The sequence below is a fragment of the Lysobacter sp. ISL-50 genome (assembly GCF_018612875.1).
Lineage (GTDB): Bacteria > Pseudomonadota > Gammaproteobacteria > Xanthomonadales > Xanthomonadaceae > Lysobacter.
Genome location: NZ_JAGGRI010000010.1, coordinates 140,423 through 159,075, shown reverse-complemented (window position 1 = coordinate 159,075; position 18,653 = coordinate 140,423). Strand labels below are relative to the sequence as shown.

The 18,653-nt window shown below is 63.9% G+C and carries 15 protein-coding genes and 1 pseudogene; 9 read left to right on the top strand and 7 right to left on the bottom strand.

Annotated features, from left to right (window positions below; translation table 11 throughout):
- Positions 1 to 7 precede the first annotated feature (7 nt).
- Positions 8 to 613: a pyridoxamine 5'-phosphate oxidase gene (pdxH, locus tag J7J50_RS07275; protein ID WP_215058017.1), complete on the top strand. Its 606-nt coding sequence runs from the start codon at positions 8 to 10 to the stop codon at positions 611 to 613.
- Positions 610 to 1,068 carry an aminoglycoside 6'-N-acetyltransferase gene (gene aac(6') / locus J7J50_RS07270; RefSeq protein ID WP_343222448.1) on the top strand — a complete coding sequence of 153 codons (459 nt, stop codon included), beginning with the start codon at positions 610 to 612 and terminating at the stop codon, positions 1,066 to 1,068. The genes pdxH and aac(6') overlap by 4 nt, the downstream gene beginning before the upstream one ends.
- A gap of 682 nt (positions 1,069 to 1,750) precedes the next feature.
- Here aac(6') and J7J50_RS07265 read toward each other — a convergent pair.
- Positions 1,751 to 2,563, bottom strand: a complete 813-nt coding sequence (locus tag J7J50_RS07265) for an ABC transporter substrate-binding protein (protein ID WP_215058015.1) — start codon at positions 2,561 to 2,563, stop codon at positions 1,751 to 1,753.
- 255 nt (positions 2,564 to 2,818) lie between these two features.
- On the opposite strand from J7J50_RS07265, the gene J7J50_RS07260 reads away from it, so the two are divergent.
- On the top strand, positions 2,819 to 3,763 hold the full coding sequence (locus tag J7J50_RS07260; RefSeq protein WP_215058014.1) for a triacylglycerol lipase: 945 nt from the start codon (positions 2,819 to 2,821) through the stop codon (positions 3,761 to 3,763).
- Between the two features lie 3 nt (positions 3,764 to 3,766).
- Positions 3,767 to 4,762 (top strand): lipase secretion chaperone, encoded by a 996-nt coding sequence (locus J7J50_RS07255; protein ID WP_215058013.1) that lies wholly within the window; start codon positions 3,767 to 3,769, stop codon positions 4,760 to 4,762.
- A 31-nt stretch (positions 4,763 to 4,793) separates the two neighbouring features.
- On the opposite strand, the gene J7J50_RS07250 is transcribed toward J7J50_RS07255, so the two are convergent.
- From J7J50_RS07250 to J7J50_RS07240, 3 genes are all read right to left on the bottom strand, one after another.
- On the bottom strand, positions 4,794 to 5,270 hold the full coding sequence (locus J7J50_RS07250) for a DUF4426 domain-containing protein (protein ID WP_215058012.1): 477 nt from the start codon (positions 5,268 to 5,270) through the stop codon (positions 4,794 to 4,796).
- Positions 5,267 to 6,103 carry a pyrroline-5-carboxylate reductase gene (proC, locus tag J7J50_RS07245; protein WP_215058011.1) on the bottom strand — a complete coding sequence of 279 codons (837 nt, stop codon included), beginning with the start codon at positions 6,101 to 6,103 and terminating at the stop codon, positions 5,267 to 5,269. Before proC ends, J7J50_RS07250 begins: the two co-directional genes overlap by 4 nt.
- Positions 6,104 to 6,357: 254 nt before the next feature.
- On the bottom strand, positions 6,358 to 7,053 hold the full coding sequence (locus tag J7J50_RS07240; RefSeq protein ID WP_215058010.1) for a YggS family pyridoxal phosphate-dependent enzyme: 696 nt from the start codon (positions 7,051 to 7,053) through the stop codon (positions 6,358 to 6,360).
- Positions 7,054 to 7,244: 191 nt separating this feature from the next.
- Between J7J50_RS07240 and J7J50_RS07235 the strand changes: the two genes are divergently transcribed.
- Together J7J50_RS07235 and J7J50_RS07230 are read left to right on the top strand one after the other, a co-directional pair.
- Positions 7,245 to 8,282: a type IV pilus twitching motility protein PilT gene (locus J7J50_RS07235; protein WP_057941936.1), complete on the top strand. Its 1,038-nt coding sequence runs from the start codon at positions 7,245 to 7,247 to the stop codon at positions 8,280 to 8,282.
- Positions 8,283 to 8,401: 119 nt separating this feature from the next.
- Positions 8,402 to 9,568, top strand: coding sequence for a PilT/PilU family type 4a pilus ATPase (locus J7J50_RS07230; protein ID WP_215058009.1), 1,167 nt, complete (start codon positions 8,402 to 8,404; stop codon positions 9,566 to 9,568).
- A gap of 1,088 nt (positions 9,569 to 10,656) precedes the next feature.
- Here J7J50_RS07230 and J7J50_RS07225 read toward each other — a convergent pair.
- Complete coding sequence (locus J7J50_RS07225) at positions 10,657 to 11,586, bottom strand: hypothetical protein (RefSeq protein ID WP_215058008.1); 930 nt, start codon at positions 11,584 to 11,586, stop codon at positions 10,657 to 10,659.
- Between the two features lie 138 nt (positions 11,587 to 11,724).
- Here J7J50_RS07225 and J7J50_RS07220 point away from each other — a divergent pair.
- Positions 11,725 to 12,109 (top strand): annotated as a pseudogene (locus tag J7J50_RS07220) (type IV pili twitching motility protein PilT); the annotation flags it as partial.
- 271 nt (positions 12,110 to 12,380) lie between these two features.
- Here J7J50_RS07220 and J7J50_RS07215 read toward each other — a convergent pair.
- Positions 12,381 to 13,859 (bottom strand): hypothetical protein, encoded by a 1,479-nt coding sequence (locus J7J50_RS07215; protein ID WP_215058007.1) that lies wholly within the window; start codon positions 13,857 to 13,859, stop codon positions 12,381 to 12,383.
- Positions 13,860 to 13,873: 14 nt separating this feature from the next.
- On the bottom strand, positions 13,874 to 15,994 hold the full coding sequence (locus tag J7J50_RS07210) for a hypothetical protein (protein WP_215058006.1): 2,121 nt from the start codon (positions 15,992 to 15,994) through the stop codon (positions 13,874 to 13,876).
- A gap of 320 nt (positions 15,995 to 16,314) precedes the next feature.
- On the opposite strand from J7J50_RS07210, the gene J7J50_RS07205 reads away from it, so the two are divergent.
- Both J7J50_RS07205 and J7J50_RS07200 read left to right on the top strand, forming a co-directional pair.
- A complete protein-coding gene (locus tag J7J50_RS07205; RefSeq protein ID WP_215058005.1) occupies positions 16,315 to 17,472 on the top strand; it encodes an ATP-grasp domain-containing protein in 1,158 nt (385 codons plus the stop codon).
- Positions 17,469 to 18,581 carry a GNAT family N-acetyltransferase gene (locus J7J50_RS07200; RefSeq protein WP_215058004.1) on the top strand — a complete coding sequence of 371 codons (1,113 nt, stop codon included), beginning with the start codon at positions 17,469 to 17,471 and terminating at the stop codon, positions 18,579 to 18,581. The genes J7J50_RS07205 and J7J50_RS07200 overlap by 4 nt, the downstream gene beginning before the upstream one ends.
- Positions 18,582 to 18,653: the final 72 nt, after the last annotated feature.

Genomic DNA, 18,653 nt, shown 5'->3' with positions numbered 1-18,653 from the left:
TAGCGCAATGAACCCGACCGCCCCCCTCCTCGACGAAGCCCTTGCCACCTTCGACGCGCTGTTCGAACAAGCGCGCGCCGCCGGCGAGCCCGATCCGACCGCGATGAGCGTCGCCACCGCCTCGCTCGATGCGCGGCCGTCGCTGCGCACGGTGCTGCTGAAGGCGCACGACGCGCGCGGTTTCGTCTTCTACACCCATCTGGACGGCCGCAAGGGCCGCGAGCTGCAGGCCAATCCGCATGCGGCGCTGCTGTTCCACTGGCCGCGCGTGCGCCACGGCGTGCAGGTGCGCATCGAAGGCGCGGTGGAAATCGTCGGCGACGGCGAGGCCGATGCCTACTTCGCCACCCGCGCGCGCGGCAGCCAGTTGGGCGCGTGGGCGTCGAAGCAGTCGGAGACCTTGCCCGATCACGCCAGCTTCGAGCAGCGTCTGGCCGAAGTCGAAGCGAAATTCGAAGGCCGCGAAGTGCCCCGCCCGCCGCGCTGGACCGGGTTGCGCGTGCGCGCGGACAAGATCGAGTTCTGGTACGGCGCCGACTTCCGCCTGCACGAGCGCTGGTTGTACGAATGCGACCGCGCCGGCGAATGGTCCAAGCGGATGCTGTATCCGTGAGCGAAGCTTGGGTCGTGCGCGCGGCGGCGCGGGCCGATCTGCACGCGTGGGCGCAATTGCGCCAAGCCTTATGGCCGAATGCAGATCCGTCGGTGCACGCCGACGATATCGAAGGCATGCTGGCGCGCGGCGAACGCTTCGCCGCGTTCGTGGCGGTCGATGAGGGCGGCGGGTTGTTCGGTTTCGCCGAAGCCAGCCTGCGCACGGATTATGTCAACGGCACCGACAGTTCGCCGGTGGCGTTTCTTGAAGGCTGGTATGTGCGGCCGCAGCGGCGGCATCGCGGCGTCGGCCGCGCCTTGATCGATGCGGTCGCGGTTTGGGCGCGCGAGCGCGGCTGTAGCGAACTGGCTTCGGACGCCTTGCTCGACAACCCGCGGGCGCATCGGGCGCATGAGCGCTGCGGATTCGAGGAGACCGAACGGGTGGTGTATTTCCGCCGCACGTTGGTCTGAGACGATGCGTTCCAGGTTCGAGGCGAGCTTCTTTTGTGGGAGGGGCTTCAGCCCGATGCTTTTCGATCCGCCGCGGTGATCTGGCCGAAGAGCATCGGGGCTGAAGCCCCTCCTACAAAAGACTTCGTGGCGGCGCTTGGCAGCGGATCGCCAGTGCGCTGGATGCCTGAGCCGTGCGCGGTCGCTTGTCGAATGCTGGAAGTTTGTTGTGGAGGGGCTTCAGCCCCGATGCTTTTCGATCCGTCGCGGTGATCTGGCCGAAGAGCATCGGGGCTGAAGCCCCTCCTACAAAAGACCTCGTGGCAGCGCTTGGCGCGAGTGATCGGTTAGCCGGATGAGGTCATCGCGCGCGGTCGCTTGCCGAATGCTGGAAGTTTGTTGTGGGAGGGGCTTCAGCCCCGATGCTTTTCGATCCGCCGCGGTGATCTGGCCGAAGAGCATCGGGGCTGAAGCCCCTCCTACAAAAGACTTCGTGGCGGCGCTTGGCAGCGGATCGCCAGTGCGCTGGATGCCTGAGCCGTGCGCAGTCGCTCGCCGAATGCTGGAAGTTTGTTGTGGGAGGGGCTTCAGCCCCGATGCCTTTCGATCCGCCGCGACGATCCGGCCGAACAGCATCGGAGTTGAAGCCCCCAAAAAGACCTCGCGGCAACGCCCGCGAGCGGCATGCCAGCCGGATGACGAACTAACGCGCCGCGTTGTCCCCGCGCCGCCGCGCCGCCCAGCCCTGAATCACATCGCCCAACGCATCCAGCCCCGCGGTCAACGCCGCCGGTCCCGGCTGCAGGATGATCGGCGACTTGATCTCATGCAGTTCGCCGTCGCGCACCGCCGGCACGGCGTCCCAGCCCGGACGCGCGAGGACCTGTTCGGGACGGAATTTCTTCCCGCACCAACTGCCCAGGATCAGATCCGGCGCGCGCCGCACGACTTCCAGCGGATCGGCCAGGATGCGGTCGCGCGCCAGCGACATCGCCGCGTGTTCGGGAAATACGTCGTCGCCGCCGGCGATCCCGACCAGCTCCGACACCCAGCGGATGCCGGTGATCTGCGGCGTGTCCCATTCTTCGAAATACACCCGCGGCCGCCGCGGCAGCGTGGCGGCGCGTTCGCGCGCGGCGGCGATGCGGCGTTCCAGACCGGCGGCCAGTTCCGCCGCGCGATCGCCGGCGCCGACCAGCGCGCCGAGCCGGCGCACGTAATCGACGATGCCCTCGACGCTGCGGTGATTGCTGATCCACACCTCGACGCCGTGCTTGATCAGCTCGCTGGCGATCTCAGCCTGGATGTCGGAAAAACCGACGACGAAGTCGGGCCGCAGCTTGAGGATTTCGCCGATCTTGGCGCTGGTGAAGGCGCTGACCTTGGGCTTTTCCTTGCGCGCGATCGCCGGGCGCACGGTGAAGCCGCTGATGCCGACGATCCGGTGCTGCTCGCCGAGCAGGTACAAGGTCTCGGTGGGTTCCTCGGTGAGGCAGACGATGCGTTGCGGGCCCATGAATCCAACGGCTGATGGCGGGAGGGGAATTGTCGGTCACCCAGCGGATCAGCGCGAGGCAGGCGCGGACGCCCGGAGCGCGCAATTTCGCCGCAGCGCAGCAATTTGTGTGCCGAATTCCGCTTCGCCAAGACCTATTCATATCCCGAAGTCACAATTCACGCGGCTATGGTGCAGCGCGGCGTGTGTGTTCCATACCCATTCGTACAGTCGAGCCGTCGGGTTGCCGACGTCCATGCACGATCGGGAGGGATCATGTCGCGACTCCATCTGGGCCGCCTGCTCGGCGCGCCGTTGCTGCTGGCGGTACTGCTGTGCGCCAGCGCGTTCCCCGCGTCGGCCGACGACTACACCAAGACCCGCTACCCGGTGGTGCTGGTGCACGGCCTGTTCGGCTTCGACGCCATCGGCGGCGTCTACGACTACTGGTTCGGTATCCCGCAAGCCTTGCGCTCCGGCGGCGCTGCGGTCTACGTGGCCCAAGTCACCGCGGCCGACTCGAATGAAGTGCGCGGCGAAGAACTGATCGATCAGCTCGAAACCCTGCAGGCCCTGCACGGCTACACCAAGTTCAATCTGATCGGCCACAGCCAGGGCGGCCCGACCGCGCGCTATGTCGCCTCGGTGCGTCCGGATCTGGTCGCGTCGATGACCTCGGTCGGCTCGCCGCACGCCGGCAGCAAGGTCGCCGATTTCGTCGGCACCGCGCTGCCCGAAGGCTCGCCGCTGCGGCCGTTGGTGGCGTCGTTCGTCAACGCCTTCGCCGATCTGATCGGATTGCTTTCGGGCAGCAACAACAGCCAGGATTCGCTGGCGGCGCTCAAGGCGCTCGACAGCGCCGGCGCGGCGCGCTTCAACGCGCGCTATCCGCAAGGCAAGCCGGTGACGGCCTGCGGCGCGGGCGCGGCGAAGGTCAACGCGATCGCCTACTACTCCTTCGGCGGCACTTCGAACTCGACGAACTTCTTCGACGGCTCCGACCTCGCGATGATCGCCGGCGGCCTGTTGTTCGGCGGCGAAGCCAACGACGGCCTGGTCGGTCGCTGTTCCTCGCATTGGGGCCAGGTGATCCGCGACGACTACGACTGGAATCATCTCGACGAGGTCAACCAGATCGCCGGCCTGCGCGGCGTTTTCAGCTCGAACCCGACCAGCGTCTACCGCACGCAGGTCAACCGGCTCAAGAACGCGGGCCTGTAAGCCATGCGCTCGGCCGCATCGATCATCGCGATGGCTTGCGCCGCGGTGCTGGCGATCGCGGGAATCTTCACGGTCGGGTATTGGTTCGAAACGCCGCGGCTGTGGGCGGCGCCGGTGGTCAGCAGCGGGCCGGCGGGACGCATTTCCGATCCCGACCTGAGCGGCGAGCGCAGCCCCAGCGCCGATCCGGTCGTCGTCGCCGCAGGCGACTCGCTGCGCGATACCGACGTGGACGGCGCGGTGCGTCTGGACGCGCAAGGCCAGCCGATTCCGGATCGCGAACTGCGCCGTTTGTTCGATTATTTCCTGAGCCGCAGCGGCGAGCAGTCGCCCGAAGCGATCCGCTCGGCCTTGCTCGAACATCTGCAATCGCGATTGGCGCCGCCGGCGTTGGCGACGGTGCTGGCGTGGTTCGATGCGTATCTGCTGCTGGAACACGATTCGGTGACGCTGGCGCAGGCCGGCGACGACCGCGAGCGCACCTTCGCGCGAGTGCGCTCGCTGCGTCGCGAACGCCTGGGCGAGGCCCTCGCCGATGCCTGGTACGCGGAAGAAGAGCGCGCCTTCGAACTGGCCGACGCGCGCAGCAAACTGTTGGCCGAGCGCGGCTTGAGCGAGGCCGAACGCAACCGGCGCCTGGCCGAGCTCAACGCCATGTCGGGCGATGCGACGCCGCAGGCGGCGCAGTTGGACGCGGCGCTGCGGCAGAACCGCGAATTCGAACTCGCCGGCGTCGATGCCGCCACCCGTTATGCCGAGCGCGAAGCGCAATTCGGCGCGCAGGCCGCGCAGCGCCTGAGCGAACTGGATCAGCGCCGCGCGCAATGGCAACTGCGGCTGCGCAGTTATGCCGCGCAGCGCCAGAGCGTGCTCGCCGACAACGCGCTCAACCAGAGGCAGCGTCAGCAGCGGCTGGACGCGCTGCTCGCGCGCTTCGACGCCAACGAACAACGGCGGGTGGATGCGTTGACGCGTAACGGAAAGCTGCCGGGGGAGTGAGCCCGGGGCGGCGTCGCGTTGCGAACGGCCCTTAGAAGAAATCCCGGTTGAACTGCGCCGGATAGATGCCGTGGCTGTTCGATGCCTTGACCTGGAAACGCAGGGTATCCGGCGGCGATACCGTGGCCGTGCCGACGTAATCGATCGAGTCGCCGTCGCGCACTTCGCGCATCGCGATCTCCTGCTTACGGCCGAGCAGATCGGTGACGACCACCTGCACCTTGTCCAGGGGCACCGACGTGGCGGCGGCATCCTCGCCGAAACGCGTGGCGACGACGATCAGCACGGTGCGCGCGTTACGCTCGGCGCCGTAGCGTTGCACGATCTGCGCCGGCAGTTTGTCGGTCTGGATCGCGCTGATGTTCATGACCACATCGCCGACGCGCACCGCTTCGTTGCTGGCGGTGTGGCCGCCCTGTGGCGACGGCGTCGAGGCTTCGCGTCCGCAGCCGCTCAGCAGCGCGCCTGCGCACAGCATCGATGCCAGCAGGCGGCGGTGCGTCGTCATTCGTTCGCCGCCGACAATTGCCGGCCGCGCTCGGTCGCCGCGGCGATCGCGCGATCGACCAGGGCACGGAAGCCGCCGGCTTCGAAGGTTTCGATCGCGGCCTGGGTGGTGCCGCCGGGCGAAGTCACGCGCGCGCGCAGCACCTCGGCCGGTTCTTCGCTGCGGGTGAGCATGGTCGCCGCGCCGAACAGCGTCTGCTGGACCAACGCGCGCGCCGCTTCCGCGCTCAGGCCCTGCGCCACGCCGGCCTGCTGCATGGCTTCGGCGAGCAGGAACACATAGGCCGGGCCGCTGCCGGACACCGCCGTGACCGCGTCCATCTGCGCCTCATCGTCGATGCGCACGGTCGGGCCGACCGCGGCGAGCAGGCCGGCGGCCTGTTCGAATCGCGACTTTGCGGCGGCGTTGGCGTACAGACCGGTGATGCCGGCGCCGAGCAGCGCCGGCGTATTGGGCATCGCCCGCACCACCGCGACCTCGCCGCCGAGCCAGCGGTCGAGTTGTCCGGCGGTGATGCCGGCGGCGATGGAAATCGCCAGCGGCCGCTGCGCGCGCGCCTGCGCGGCCAGGGCAGCGCAGACCTCGCGCATCACCTGCGGCTTGACCGCCAGCAGCCACAGCGCCGCGCCCTCGGCCGCCGCTTGCGCGTTGTCGAAGCAGGCCACGCCGAAATCGCGCTGCAGGTCAGTGCGCAAGGCCTCGACCGGCTCGGCCACGCGGATCTTGGCGGGCGCGAAACCGCGCGCGACCAGGCCGCCGATCAGGCTGCGCGCCATGTTGCCGCCGCCGATGAAGGCGACCGGGCCGGAAGGAAGTGCGGTGGATTCGGACATGTGCGACCTGGCGGGTTGAAACTCACGCAGGATAACAATCGCTGCGCTGACGTGCGCTTCGACGGGTGGCGGCAATGTGCCTCGCTAGTTCCAGCTCTCGTGGCTGTTCCCCCCTTTGAAAAAGGGGGGTAGGGGGGATTTGCTCTTAGCTTGAGAAGAAGCAAATCCCCCGGCGCAGCCACCACGCAGAGCACCACCCGCCGCAGCCGCCAGCCCCCTTTTTCAAAGGGAGCGAATTCTAAAAGGGGCGAACGTCAGCCCCCAGCCGCTTTACCCCGCGCCCCGAACAACGCCGTCCCGATCCGCACCATCGTCGCCCCCTCGCTAACAGCCACCGGATAGTCGTCGCTCATCCCCATCGACAAGGTATCCACCCCAACCCCGTACCGCGCCGCCAGCGCATCGAACAGCGCCTTGGCATCGCGGAACGCAGGACGCCGCAGCTCCGGGTCGGCATGCGGCGTCGGGATCACCATCACCCCGCGCAGCCGCAACGAAGCCTCGGCCGCGATCGCCGCCGCCAGCGCCGGCACCTCGGCGGGGGCGCAGCCGTGCTTGCTGGCCTCATCGTCGATATTGACCTGGATCAGCACGTTCAACGGCGCCAGCGCCGGCCGCGCCGCGCGATGCCGCGCCAGCGCTGCCGCCAGCTTGGGCCGGTCCACGGTCTGCACCCAGTCGAACAGCGCCGCCGCGTCGGCGGCCTTGTTGGATTGCAGATGACCGATCAGATGCCACTCCAGTGCCCGCCCGGCCGCCGCCGTGGACGCCATCGCCGCGTGCTTGGCCACCGCCTCCTGGACGTAGTTCTCGCCGAACGCCGTCTGACCCTGTAAAGCCAGATTCGCGACCGAGGTCTCATCTTGGGTCTTACTGACCGCAAGCAATCGAGGAACCGGCCTGCCGGCGTCATGCGCCGCGCGCTGCAACTGATGCAAGATGTCGTGCAAGACGTGCTCGTGCACGTGGGGGAATCCTGTGATGAGGGGGCTGGATCGGGCGTGCCGTCCGGGGGCTATACTGCCTCTTGGGGGTGGTTTGGTTCCAGCTTAGAGTTGCATCTGACCACAAAGCGGCTGGGCCCTAGTGGCTGGCTTTTCACGGACCCGGATTACGGGTCCCTGCAGTGCGGGGAGCACGCATGGACATCGCCGAACTTTTGGCGTTCTCGGTTAAGAACAAAGCATCCGACTTGCATCTTTCGGCGGGCCTGCCGCCGATGATCCGCGTCGATGGCGACGTGCGCCGGATCAACATCCCGGCCCTGGACCACAAGCAGGTCCACGCGCTGGTCTACGACATCATGTCGGACAAGCAGCGGCGCGACTTCGAAGAATTCCTCGAGGTCGACTTCTCATTCGAGATCCCCGGCCTGGCGCGTTTCCGCGTCAACGCCTTCAACCAGAACCGCGGCGCCGGCGCCGTGTTCCGTACCATTCCGTCCGAAGTGCTGTCGCTGGAAGACCTGGGCTGCCCGCCGATCTTCCGCCAGCTCATCGAACAGCCGCAGGGCCTGATCCTGGTGACCGGCCCGACCGGCTCGGGCAAATCGACCACGCTCGCGGCGATGATCGATCACATCAACAAGAACGAGTACGCGCACATTCTCTCGGTCGAAGACCCGATCGAATTCGTGCACACCTCGCAGAAGTGCCTGATCAACCAACGCGAAGTGCATCGCGACACGCACGGCTTCAACGAGGCCCTGCGCTCGGCCCTGCGCGAAGACCCCGACTACATCCTGGTCGGCGAGTTGCGCGACCTGGAAACCATCCGCCTGGCGCTGACCGCGGCGGAAACCGGCCACCTGGTGTTCGGCACCCTGCACACCTCCTCGGCGGCCAAGACCGTGGACCGAATCATCGATGTGTTCCCCTCCGGCGAAAAGCCGATGGTGCGCTCGATGCTGTCGGAGTCGTTGCGCGCGGTGATCTCGCAGGCGCTGCTGAAGAAGGTCGGCGGCGGCCGTACCGCGGCCTGGGAAATCATGGTCGGCATCCCGGCCATCCGTAACCTGATCCGCGAAGACAAGGTCGCGCAGATGTATTCGTCGATCCAGACCGGTCAGGCCCACGGCATGATGACCCTGGACCAGCATCTGCAGGACCTGGTCAAGCGCGGCATGATCCTGCGTCCGCAGGCGCGCGAATACGCCAAGGACAAGCGACTGTTCGAATGACCGACCGCCGGCGGCGCGACTGTCCGCGCCGCTGGTCCGTTCCCGCCGCAGCAACGCGTTTGCGCACCACATCCCCCGGCTACTACATCGCCGCTTTAAACCTCCCGAGGAGGTAGCCCATGAACAACCCGGCCCCGACCAACCCGACCACCGCCTCCGGTGCGATCGACTTCACTTCCTTCCTCAAGCTGATGGCGCACCAGCGCGCCTCGGACTTGTTCATCACCTCGGGCATGCCCCCGTCGATGAAGGTCCACGGCAAGATCAGCCCGATCACGCAGAACCCGCTGACGCCGCAACAAAGTCGCGATCTCGTGCTCAACGTGATGAACCCGCAGCAGCGCGAAGAGTTCGAAAAGACCCACGAATGCAACTTCGCCATCGGCGTGACCGGCATCGGCCGCTTCCGCGTGAGCTGCTTCTACCAGCGCAATCAGGTCGGCATGGTGCTGCGCCGGATCGAGACCAAGATCCCGACCGTCGAAGAGCTGAACCTGCCGCCGATCATCAAGACGCTGGCGATGACCAAGCGCGGCATCATCCTGTTCGTCGGCGCCACGGGCACCGGTAAATCGACCTCGCTGGCGGCGATGATCGGCTACCGCAACCTGAATTCGACCGGCCACATCATCACCATCGAAGACCCGATCGAATTCGTCCATCGCCACGAGGGCTGCATCATCACCCAGCGCGAAGTCGGCATCGACACCGACAGCTGGGAAGCCGCGCTCAAGAACACCCTGCGCCAGGCGCCGGACGTGATCATGATCGGCGAAATCCGCACCCGCGAAGGCATGGACCACGCCATCGCCTTCGCCGAAACCGGCCACCTGGTGCTATGCACCCTGCATGCCAACAACGCCAACCAGGCGATGGACCGCATGATCAACTTCTTCCCCGAAGAGCGCCGCAACCAGTTGCTGATGGACTTGTCGCTGAACCTCAAGGGCGTGGTCGCCCAGCAGCTGATCCCGACCCCCGACGGCAAGGGCCGTCGCGTGGCGATGGAAATCCTGCTCGGCACCCCGCTGGCGCAGGACTACATCCGCGACGGCGAGATCCACAAGCTCAAGGAACTGATGAAGGACTCCGTGCAGCTCGGCATGAAGACCTTCGACCAGGCCCTGTTCGAGCTGTACCAGGCCGGCGAGATCAGCTACGAAGACGCGCTGCGATATGCCGACTCGCAGAACGAAGTGCGCTTGCGCATCAAGCTCGCGCAGGGCGGCGATGCGCGGACCTTGTCGCAAGGGTTGGATGGGGTTGAGGTGGCTGAGGTGCGGTAAATCTTCAGCGCGTTCAGACAGAAAAAGCCCGGCATGTCCGGGCTTTTTTGTTGGTGTGGTTTGCGGTGGGGCATTAATGTGGCCAGTCGTCGCCAACGCGCCCATCTGCCGTGTCCGGTAACCCGGCACTAATGTGGTTTTCGCTGTGATTCAGCCTAATCTGCCTGCACACGGAGCTGATTACTATCTGAAGGGATGGAAATGCGATACGTGTGGATTGTAGCGATACCGCTCTCTGTAGCCTCCTTGGCTTGTTGCAATCGGTCGCCGGATTCAATGCTGGAGTCGGCCCGTGCTCTGCCGAATTGCAGGTTGGCGAGTAATGCAGCAGAGAAGATGGCGGCTAAAACTGCCGAGTCCTACTTCATGAAAACGGTAGAGAGTGAGATCGACTCAATAACGGTCGGTACTGTATCCGTATGTCAGGAGAGGATGGTTGTTCCGATCGAGGCAACGACAGCGCGTTCAGAGATGCCCAGACTTTGGTTTGTGGAGATTGACAGAGATCATCTCAATAAAATGCACTTGGTTCGGCCGGAATAAGTCCGCGTGGCACTGCCTTTGCCCGCTAAGTTGAAATCGGTGCGAAGAGTGTCCGAAGTTAAAGTGCTGTTTGTAATGGAACATGTCCCAAGGATTCCCGGCTATGAGTAAACGTAGGCGATGGTGCTATGTATGCGCGTTGCTGCTGCTTGGGGGTGCCACTGGCTGCTCATCGGCAAAGATTGAGTGCGGCGGACAAATCTCTCCACCTGGGTCAGAGCGCGATGCTTTAGCCATTGTTAAGAAGGCAGCGGCTGATTCCAAAACGTTCTGCGCGGGATCTCCAGTGGGGTGTGATTACGTCGTGGCTAAGACTCAGAATGGATGGTCGGTAGCTGCAACGCGGGTTTTCATAGTCGACAAAGGCTGCGCAAGCAGGATGGGAGACGAAAAATTCTATAGCTATGACGAATCGGGCAATCTGAATCGAGTCATCGATGGGTTTTAATAAGCCCTCTGATCAGTGTTTATGGCCATCGCTTACGAAAAAGCCGACGATCCGTCGGCTTTTTCGTGGGGCTTCAGCGGAAATTCGATTCACCGGTTCAGAACTTGATTCCCAGCCGTCCTCCGACATAACCGGTCGTATCCCCGGTTCGCGTGTCGACGCTGCCGCGCCCGGTCAGGCTGAAGCTCGTTCCGTTCTCGTTGTAATTCAGCCCAACCTCCCCGGTCACGCTATTCACTCCTTCCCGATCAAATCCCACAGTGCCGCGCGTGTAGCCGCTGAGGTTCTCGGAGAAGTTGCGCGTCAACCCCAAGCTGACGTTGCCGTTCTGAAAACCCTGCGCGGTGTTGAAGTTCGCGGTGCCGGCGAAGTCGAAGGCGTTGAGGTTGCCGAGGTCCAGGCTGCCTTTGACCGTCGCGCCGTAGTTGGGGGCGGCGGCGGTGCCGAAGGGGCCGGCGGTGGCGCTTAGGTCCAGGGTGTCGAAGCCGTTGTTGAAGCCGATGCTTCCGCTCACGGTCACGCCCGGCGGAGAGGTCAGGCCCATGCGCGCGTTCAAGGTGGCGTTGACGTCGCCGGTGTAGCTCACGCCGAGGTTGACGCCGACATTGGCGATGTCGGTGTTGTCGATGTCGGCGGCGTTGAAGCCGTCGATGCTGAAGGTCGGCGAGAAGGCGTTGAATTCTTCGACGGCGGGCGTCGTGACCGGCGTCGGCGGCGCGGACAGCGCGATGTCGGCGTAGGTGGCGGTCGGAACGCCGCCCAGTGTCGCCGGTAGCGAGAAGTCCAGGGCCGGCGTGCTTACGGTCATGGTGTTGAGCTGCGCGAGCGCGCTGACCGAGACGCTCAGGTCTACGGGGGCGGCTGTGACCGTATCGATCGCGGGCGTGGCGGGGGCGTTGACGGCAGTGGCGCCGGCCAACTGCGCTTCGGTGGTTTCGGCGGCGGCCTGGCTCTGCTGCGCGGAAGCGGCGGAATTCTGCGAGGAGTTCTGCGAAGAGCCCGATACGCCGGAACTTGCGTCTGCCATGAGAGTGCTCCTTGATCCTTGGATGCGGCCTTGGTTAGCGGTCCCCGGATGAAAGCGTTTTCAGCAATCGCACCGTAACAACCCGATCCGGATGAATACACCTGGGGCGGACCCTAGTGCCTCGATGGCTGCCTCGGAGAGCGCCGCAACCCGTTGCTGATGGACTTGTCGCTGGACGGCTAGGGCGTGGTCGCTCAGCAGCTGATCCCGACCTCCGACGGCAAGGGCCGCCGCGTGGCGATGGAGATCCTGCTCGGCACCCCGCTGGCGCAGGACTACATCCGCGACGGCGAGATCCACAAGCTCAAGGAACTGATGAAGGATTCCGTGCAGCTCGGCATGAAGACCTTCGACCAGGCCATGTTCGAGCCGTATCGGGCCGGCGAGATCAGCTACGAAGGACGCGCTAACGTTATGCCACTCGCAGAACGAGGCGCGGTTGCGCATCAAGCTGGCGCAGGACGGCGATGCGCGGACCTTGTCGCAGGGGTTGGATGGGGTTGAGGTGGCTGAGGTTCGGTAAGTCTTCAGTCCGTTCAGACAGAAAAAGCCCGGCATGTCCGGGCTTTTTTGTTGGTGTGTGCGGTGCCGCATTAATTTGACCGGGGCGATCGTGAGAAGGGGATCACTCACCGGGCGCTTTTCGTCGGGACGCGAGGCACGGTCCGCCCGCATCGGCGGTCCCGGTAGCCGCAGCAGCGGCGGAGGATGGGGAAACATCCGATGGCGCCTGCGGGGAAAGAGGAAGCGCCTCTTTCTCCCGCTCTGGCTTGCGTTGGAAGGCGGCCGCAGACCTACCCGAACATGACACTTCCGGGAGCGATCTTGCGGAATAGCTCGGCGATCTGTTGAGGGTGGGTCGCCTCCAGGCTTTCCCACTGCGCCCGGGATAGGGGGAGTAGGCCGAGAGTGTCGCTGCCATTGCTGGCGATCGCCCAGCGCAACTCGTAGTCGGGCTTGATGATCTCGTTGAGCGTGACGATCGTGGTGTCGCGGTCGGCGAAATCGTTGGGGTAGGGCACTGCTGTGATCTTGCCGCGGTACTCGATGTTCAGGCCTGGTTCCGACGTCCAGTCGGCCGAGAGGGTTTTCTCATCAAGGCCCAGATGTTCCGCGGCGGTCAGTACGATATCGGCATCGTCCTCGCGATGATCGACCCACATCAAAGTCGCGCTGTTCTGCAAGGTGTCGTAGAAGTAGTCCACGCCGCCGTCGTCCAGGTAAGCGCGAATGGCCGCGAGCTTCATTTCCGGATCGGGAGCAGCATGGGGCTGCGCAACGGACATCGCCGGCGTCGGCGCGATGGCACGCGCGCGTGCAGCCGCCAAGTCCGGGACGAAACCCGGCATCACCTGCTGGAGTTTCTTTTCGAGCGCGGCGGCGAGAGGGTGTTCGACGAAGGGAAGGTCGCGGACGATCGGCCACACGGAATCGACCAAGGGGTGGCCGGTCGCGAAGCCCGGGAGTCTGTCGCGGCGACGCAGCGACTGGATCGCGAGCAATTCGATCGGAAACACCTGATCGAAATCATCCTCAAACTCGTAGGACTTCTTGTCTGTACCGTACTTGCTTCGGCTTACATGAAACTCCGCGGCGGCAAACATTGCTTGGCGAAAGGCAGGCTCGTCCCTTGTGTTACGGACCATGAGTAATTGCCTGTATTCGGAAATCAGCGGTTCTACTGGACGGAAGGTAGTCGGCAATTGAAATGCTTCTGAAAACAGTGCAGCGAATAAAGCATCAGTCGTGCCGTTACTAATATGGCGTGCGGAGTGGCTGTTGACTCTGGCGTCATGCTCGATGGCCTGGATAAAGAAGTATGCGCCTTGTTCGGCCATCTTCCATTGCGACAAAACAATCGGCCCGGCAGCGCAAATGCCTTCAAAGAACTCCCTGACTAAGATGCTCTGCGTCGGTCGAGACAGAAAATCGGGTCCGTGGACCCGGCACCATAGGCTACGGAACGTTATACCCCAACTGAAATAATCCGCAAGTTGCGAGATGTCTCCGCGCGCGAGAGCATCACAGGCTGCAGCCGAATAGTGCACGGCTACATTTCTTATCCGGATGAGTGGGTTTGTTGTCGTGGAAATGGCGTCCGAATTGATGTAATTGGTCAATATGTCGATGGAGCTACTAATGTACTCTTCCGCCGAAGATCGTGAGAGCCACTCGTGCGTCTCTTTGAACATCTTCTTCTGCTTTGCATGAAACTTAGGCGGCTTCATCATTGATTGCCCTGGAAATGCACTGTGTTCGAATGACGAACCCATGGCGGAGATTGCTTCTATATTCGAGGACCGCGACCCGGATCATCCGGGGGCGTTTGCGCCGCTATCGCAGCTAGTTTCTGCTCGCGCGATTCATTGATAGCGGCTAGATTCTGCCTCGTTTCAGAGGCCGCAGGAACCCCGTCCGACGTCGAGATCGTAGCCCAATAGCCTGGCGTCGTTCCTTCGATCCATAGTTTGTCTCCGACGACTGCCGTTCTTCCGATCTGATCCACGCGTTCGATGCCGTTGCGTTTGGACTCCTGCACGCCATGCCAAGCGGCGTCTTCGGAGAGTTGGGGCACGGCTTGGCGCAGTTTGTCGAACATTGCCTGATCATTAGCGGATACGCGAACATCGGCCCGCAAGTCTGGTGGCTGGCGATCTCCCTCGCTCGCTTCCAAAGACGCATGCCGCGTGGACTGGGGCGCGCCGAGATCGCCTTTCTGCTGCACCGGTTTAACCCAAGGCTGGATATCCGGATCGCTGACCTTCAATTTTCCGGATGCATCGCGCTCAATGCTTACGCGAGCCCATTGCCCATCTATGTCGAGCTTTCTGCCATTTTTTCCAGCCGCCTCATCCAGAATGCGTCGAGCGACGTCTTGCATGCCGGGGTCCCAGACATTTTGCTCCTTCCAGTGGCTCTTTGCGTCAACCGCTTTTTGCAATCGCCCGAGCGCCAGACCTTCCGGATCTCCCGTTTGCGTCGCCGGCTTGCCGACCTGCGATCCCTTGACCTCGATATGCTCCCATTTCCCTGTGTCCTTGTTGAAACCAACGAGATCATTGCCATGCCCGGATTTATTCTGGATCGGCATGAGGCTGCCGTAGTCGCCGGTCTTCGCCACCTTGTAGGCGACAGCGGCCTCGGCGATATCACCGACATCCTTATTCGTTATCTCCTTGCCCTGACGTTTCGACCAAGCCTCCAGGGCCCTGTTGAATCCTTCGTCGCCGCCGAACATCTGGTGATCCTGCCGGGCCAGATAATTCAGTTCCTTGGGTGTCAGCGCGCCGCTGTCGAGCAGGGCGCCGATATGCCCGTCCCTTTTGGCTGCGGTGACGAGAGCCTCGAGGTTTCCTTGCGAGCGAGCCTGATTGACGTGCGCGTTGAAGAGATCGTCGGCTGTTTTTTGGAACTTCCCGCGGTCCGCGGCAAGCTCTCTGACGGTTTCGCCGAATTCGTCTGCAAGCTCTCTCGAAGCTTTTTGGGCAGCGGGGCCGCCTGGCACCGCGTCAGCGACGGCATCGGTCAGCTTGCCTATCTTGGCGACCTTTGCGAGCGCGGCGGGCGGAATCAGAGCGGTCGCAATCTCGAAGCCGATCTGGCCCTCGGCCTTACCTAGGTATTCGCGCTCTTTTCCTTCGGCTTTCGCTTTCTCAAGGCCCGCGTTCCAATCATCCCAGGCCTTGGTGACGCCCTTCTTGACGTCTTCGGTCAGGCGGCTGGGGTCATCGACGACTTTTGCCGTGTAATGCGCGGCTGTCGCGATGACGAGGTTGCGGAAGTTCTCATCGGTTCCGAACTTGATCGCGAACTTTCCGAGGTCATACGTGCCGCTGATCGCATCCATGCCGCCTTGCGCGGCGCCCTTGATGATGCCGTAGGTTTCCTGGGCGTCGCCGGCGGCGTCTTTGACGATCTCTCCGACCCATTTTGGTGCGCTGGTGTTGGCTCCGGATGCGACTTGTTGACCCCATTGCCTAGCGTCACGCAGCGCGTCGCTGGCGTACTGGTCGGCGCTCGTTGCAGCTTTTTGGGTGGCGCTATCGACATAGATGTATCCGGCGGTCGCCGGTTCGAAAACGTACTTCTCGAAGTTACGCTTGAGCCACGACTCGTTAATGTTGGCCTGATCGATGTCCTGGGCGAAGCGCACGCGTTCGGCGACCGAGAGCTGAGATTTGATGTTCTCGAGCAACGCTTCGATCTTCGGCCCGGTCGGCGTCTGTTTGTAGGCATCGGACGCCGCGATTTCGGCGACGAGCGCTTTGGTATCGACACCGCCAACGTTGGTGTTGTTGAGGATGAGGCGCCGCGCCGTGAAGCGATTGAGATCAACGCTACCATCGTCGCCGGTTGCGGAAGCGAGTGCGGCAAGATTAATGGTGCGCAGGCGTACTGTGTCGTTCATGACTAACCGTCCTTGAGATGTCCTTGTAAAGAGCCGCGCACCGGGACTTCGTCGTTTGGCGGGGCCGGGGCGGCGCAGAGACTGTCCCTCCAATCCAAGTAGAACATGAGCGAATCATTCAGGACATGTAGCGCGATGTGGAGCAGAGCGGTTTTGCACGAAATACATGAAAAATATGCGAATTAGATGTGTAATAAGATGCCGTATGCATTTGATGTGGCATCTTTCATTCTCGATCCCGGCTTTTGGGCGCGCCCAGACAACGAAACGCAAGCAAAGGGAGGGCTGACGGACGGTGAAGCGCCGGACCGCAATGACACATGGCCAAGGTACTCATACTGGGCCCCAGAGCCCCCGCCGCCTTGGAGTTGGCGCGACACTTCCATCGCGCGGCCTGGACCGCTCACGTCGCCGACAGCGTGTCTTGCCGCCTGAGCGCGTGGTCGCGTTCGGTGACGCGCGCGCATCGCTTGCCGCCGCCGCGTTCGCAACCGGCCGCGTTCGTCGCCACACTCGCGCGCATCGTCTCGGACGAGCGCATCGACCTGCTGGTGCCCACCTGCGAGGAGGTCTTCGCGCTTTCGCGTTATCGCAGCGCGTTGCCGCAGTCCTTGCGCGTGCTCGTGGACGATTTCGACAAGCTCAGGGCGCTGCACAGTAAACGGCGTTTCCTCGAGTTGGCGCAGGGCTGCGGCGCCAACGTGCCGGACAGTCTGGCGGTCGCGAATCTGCACGAAGCACGCAACTGGGCCGATGGGCGGCCGCTGGTGCTGAAGCCGGAATACTCGCGCTTCGGCGTGCATGTGCGCCTGTATCCGCACGGCATGCCGGAGGATGCGCCGCCGTTGGGGCTCGCTCAGACCTGGGTCGCGCAGCGCTTCCACGCCGGCACCGAGTTGTGTTCGTACAGCATCGCCGATCGCGGCCGGCTGCTCGCGCATTCGATGTATCGGCCGGCGTATCGGATCAATCGCAGTTCCAGTTTCTATTTCGAACCGGCGCCGAACGCGGCGATCCGCGACTTCGTTGAGCGCTTCGTGCGCAAGATCGATTTCACCGGGCAGATTTCCTTCGACTGGATCATCGGCGACGACGGCACGGCGACGGTGCTGGAATGCAATCCGCGCGCGATCAGCGGCGTGCACCTGTTCGCGCCCGGCGATGGACTGCCGGCGGCGTTGATGGGCGAAGACATGGCATGCATCGAGCCGCGTGCGCCGCGGCCGAAGATGTTGGCGGGTGTGATGCTCAGCGCCGGGCTCGCGCAGGCAGTCAAGCATGGCGGCGTGAAACAGTGGTTGCACGACTATCGGCGCGCGGACGATGTCCTGTCGTTGCCCGGCGATCGCCTGCCGCCGCTTGGCGGGCTGGTGGATATCGCCGCTTTCGCAGGAATCGCGCTCTCGCGCGGCTGCAGCCTGCGCGAAGCGGCGACGCGGGATATCGAGTGGGACGGCGAGGATCTGCCGGATCTATGAGCCCGGCGCCCGCGCACGATATCGACGACTTCAACGCGCGGGCGCTGGCGTTCCTGCAGGTGCATGCGCAAGTCGCGGTGCAGGACTTGGTGTCCAACCTGCGCACCCGGGTGGATCGCATCGGCAGCGGCGAGGCGCTGTTTCCGGTCACGATCAACGACGACGAGCCGGACAACGCCTGGATCTGCTCACCGCGAACGACCTACGGCCGCTACGCGATCGAAGAGGCCGAACGTTATGCGCCAAAGATCGCGGCGCCGCTGCTGAGCGTCGCCGGTCGCGGCGTCGATGCCGGCCTGCGCGCGGCGCGGATCGATCGCGCTGTCGCGATCAACAACTGGTGGCTATCGACCAATCTGTATCCGTCGCATTCGCTGGTGTCGGTTCCGCAATTGCTCGACGAGGCCTTGCAGCGCTGGCCGGGCCACGCGATCTGGTTGCGCTCGCTCAACGAAGTCGATCATCGCGATTGGTTGGCCGAATGTGAGCGTCTGGGCTTCGTGCTGATTCCGAGCCGTCAGGTGTATCTGTTCCGCGACGTGGCTGCGCTTGCGCGGCAGCGGCATAACCTCAAGGTCGATCTCAAGCTGGCGGCGACGCAACCGCGTCGGGCCAGCGACGCCGATATCGGCGAAGACGATTACGCGCGCATCGCGTGGTTGTACGAGCGGCTCTATATCGGCAAGTATTCGCGCTGCAATCCGCACTACACCGCCGAGTTCATGCGCCGATGGCACCGCGCCGGGTTGCTGCAGTTCGACGGCTTCCGCGACGAAGGCGGCCAGTTGATCTGCATCGCGGGGCAGTTCCGCCAGGGGCGGACGCTGACCACGCCGATCGTCGGTTACGACACGGCGCTGCCGCAGCGTATGGGCCTGTATCGGCTGTTGACCGCGATGACGTTCGAACACGCGATCCGCGATGGCTGCGACATCAACTTCAGCGCCGGCGCGGCCGGGTTCAAGCGCTTGCGCGGCGGGCAGCCCAGCATCGAGTACAGCGCGGTCTATGCGCGCCATCTGCCGGCCAGGACCCGACAGGCATTGGCGTGGCTGTCGGCGCTGACCCGCCGGCTCGGGGTGCCGCTCATGCGAAGATTCGAGCTATGACGCCGCCACTTGCCTTCCATCGAGCGCTGGACATCCCGATGCGGCCCGGCATCGCGCAAGCCGGTGGGCCGG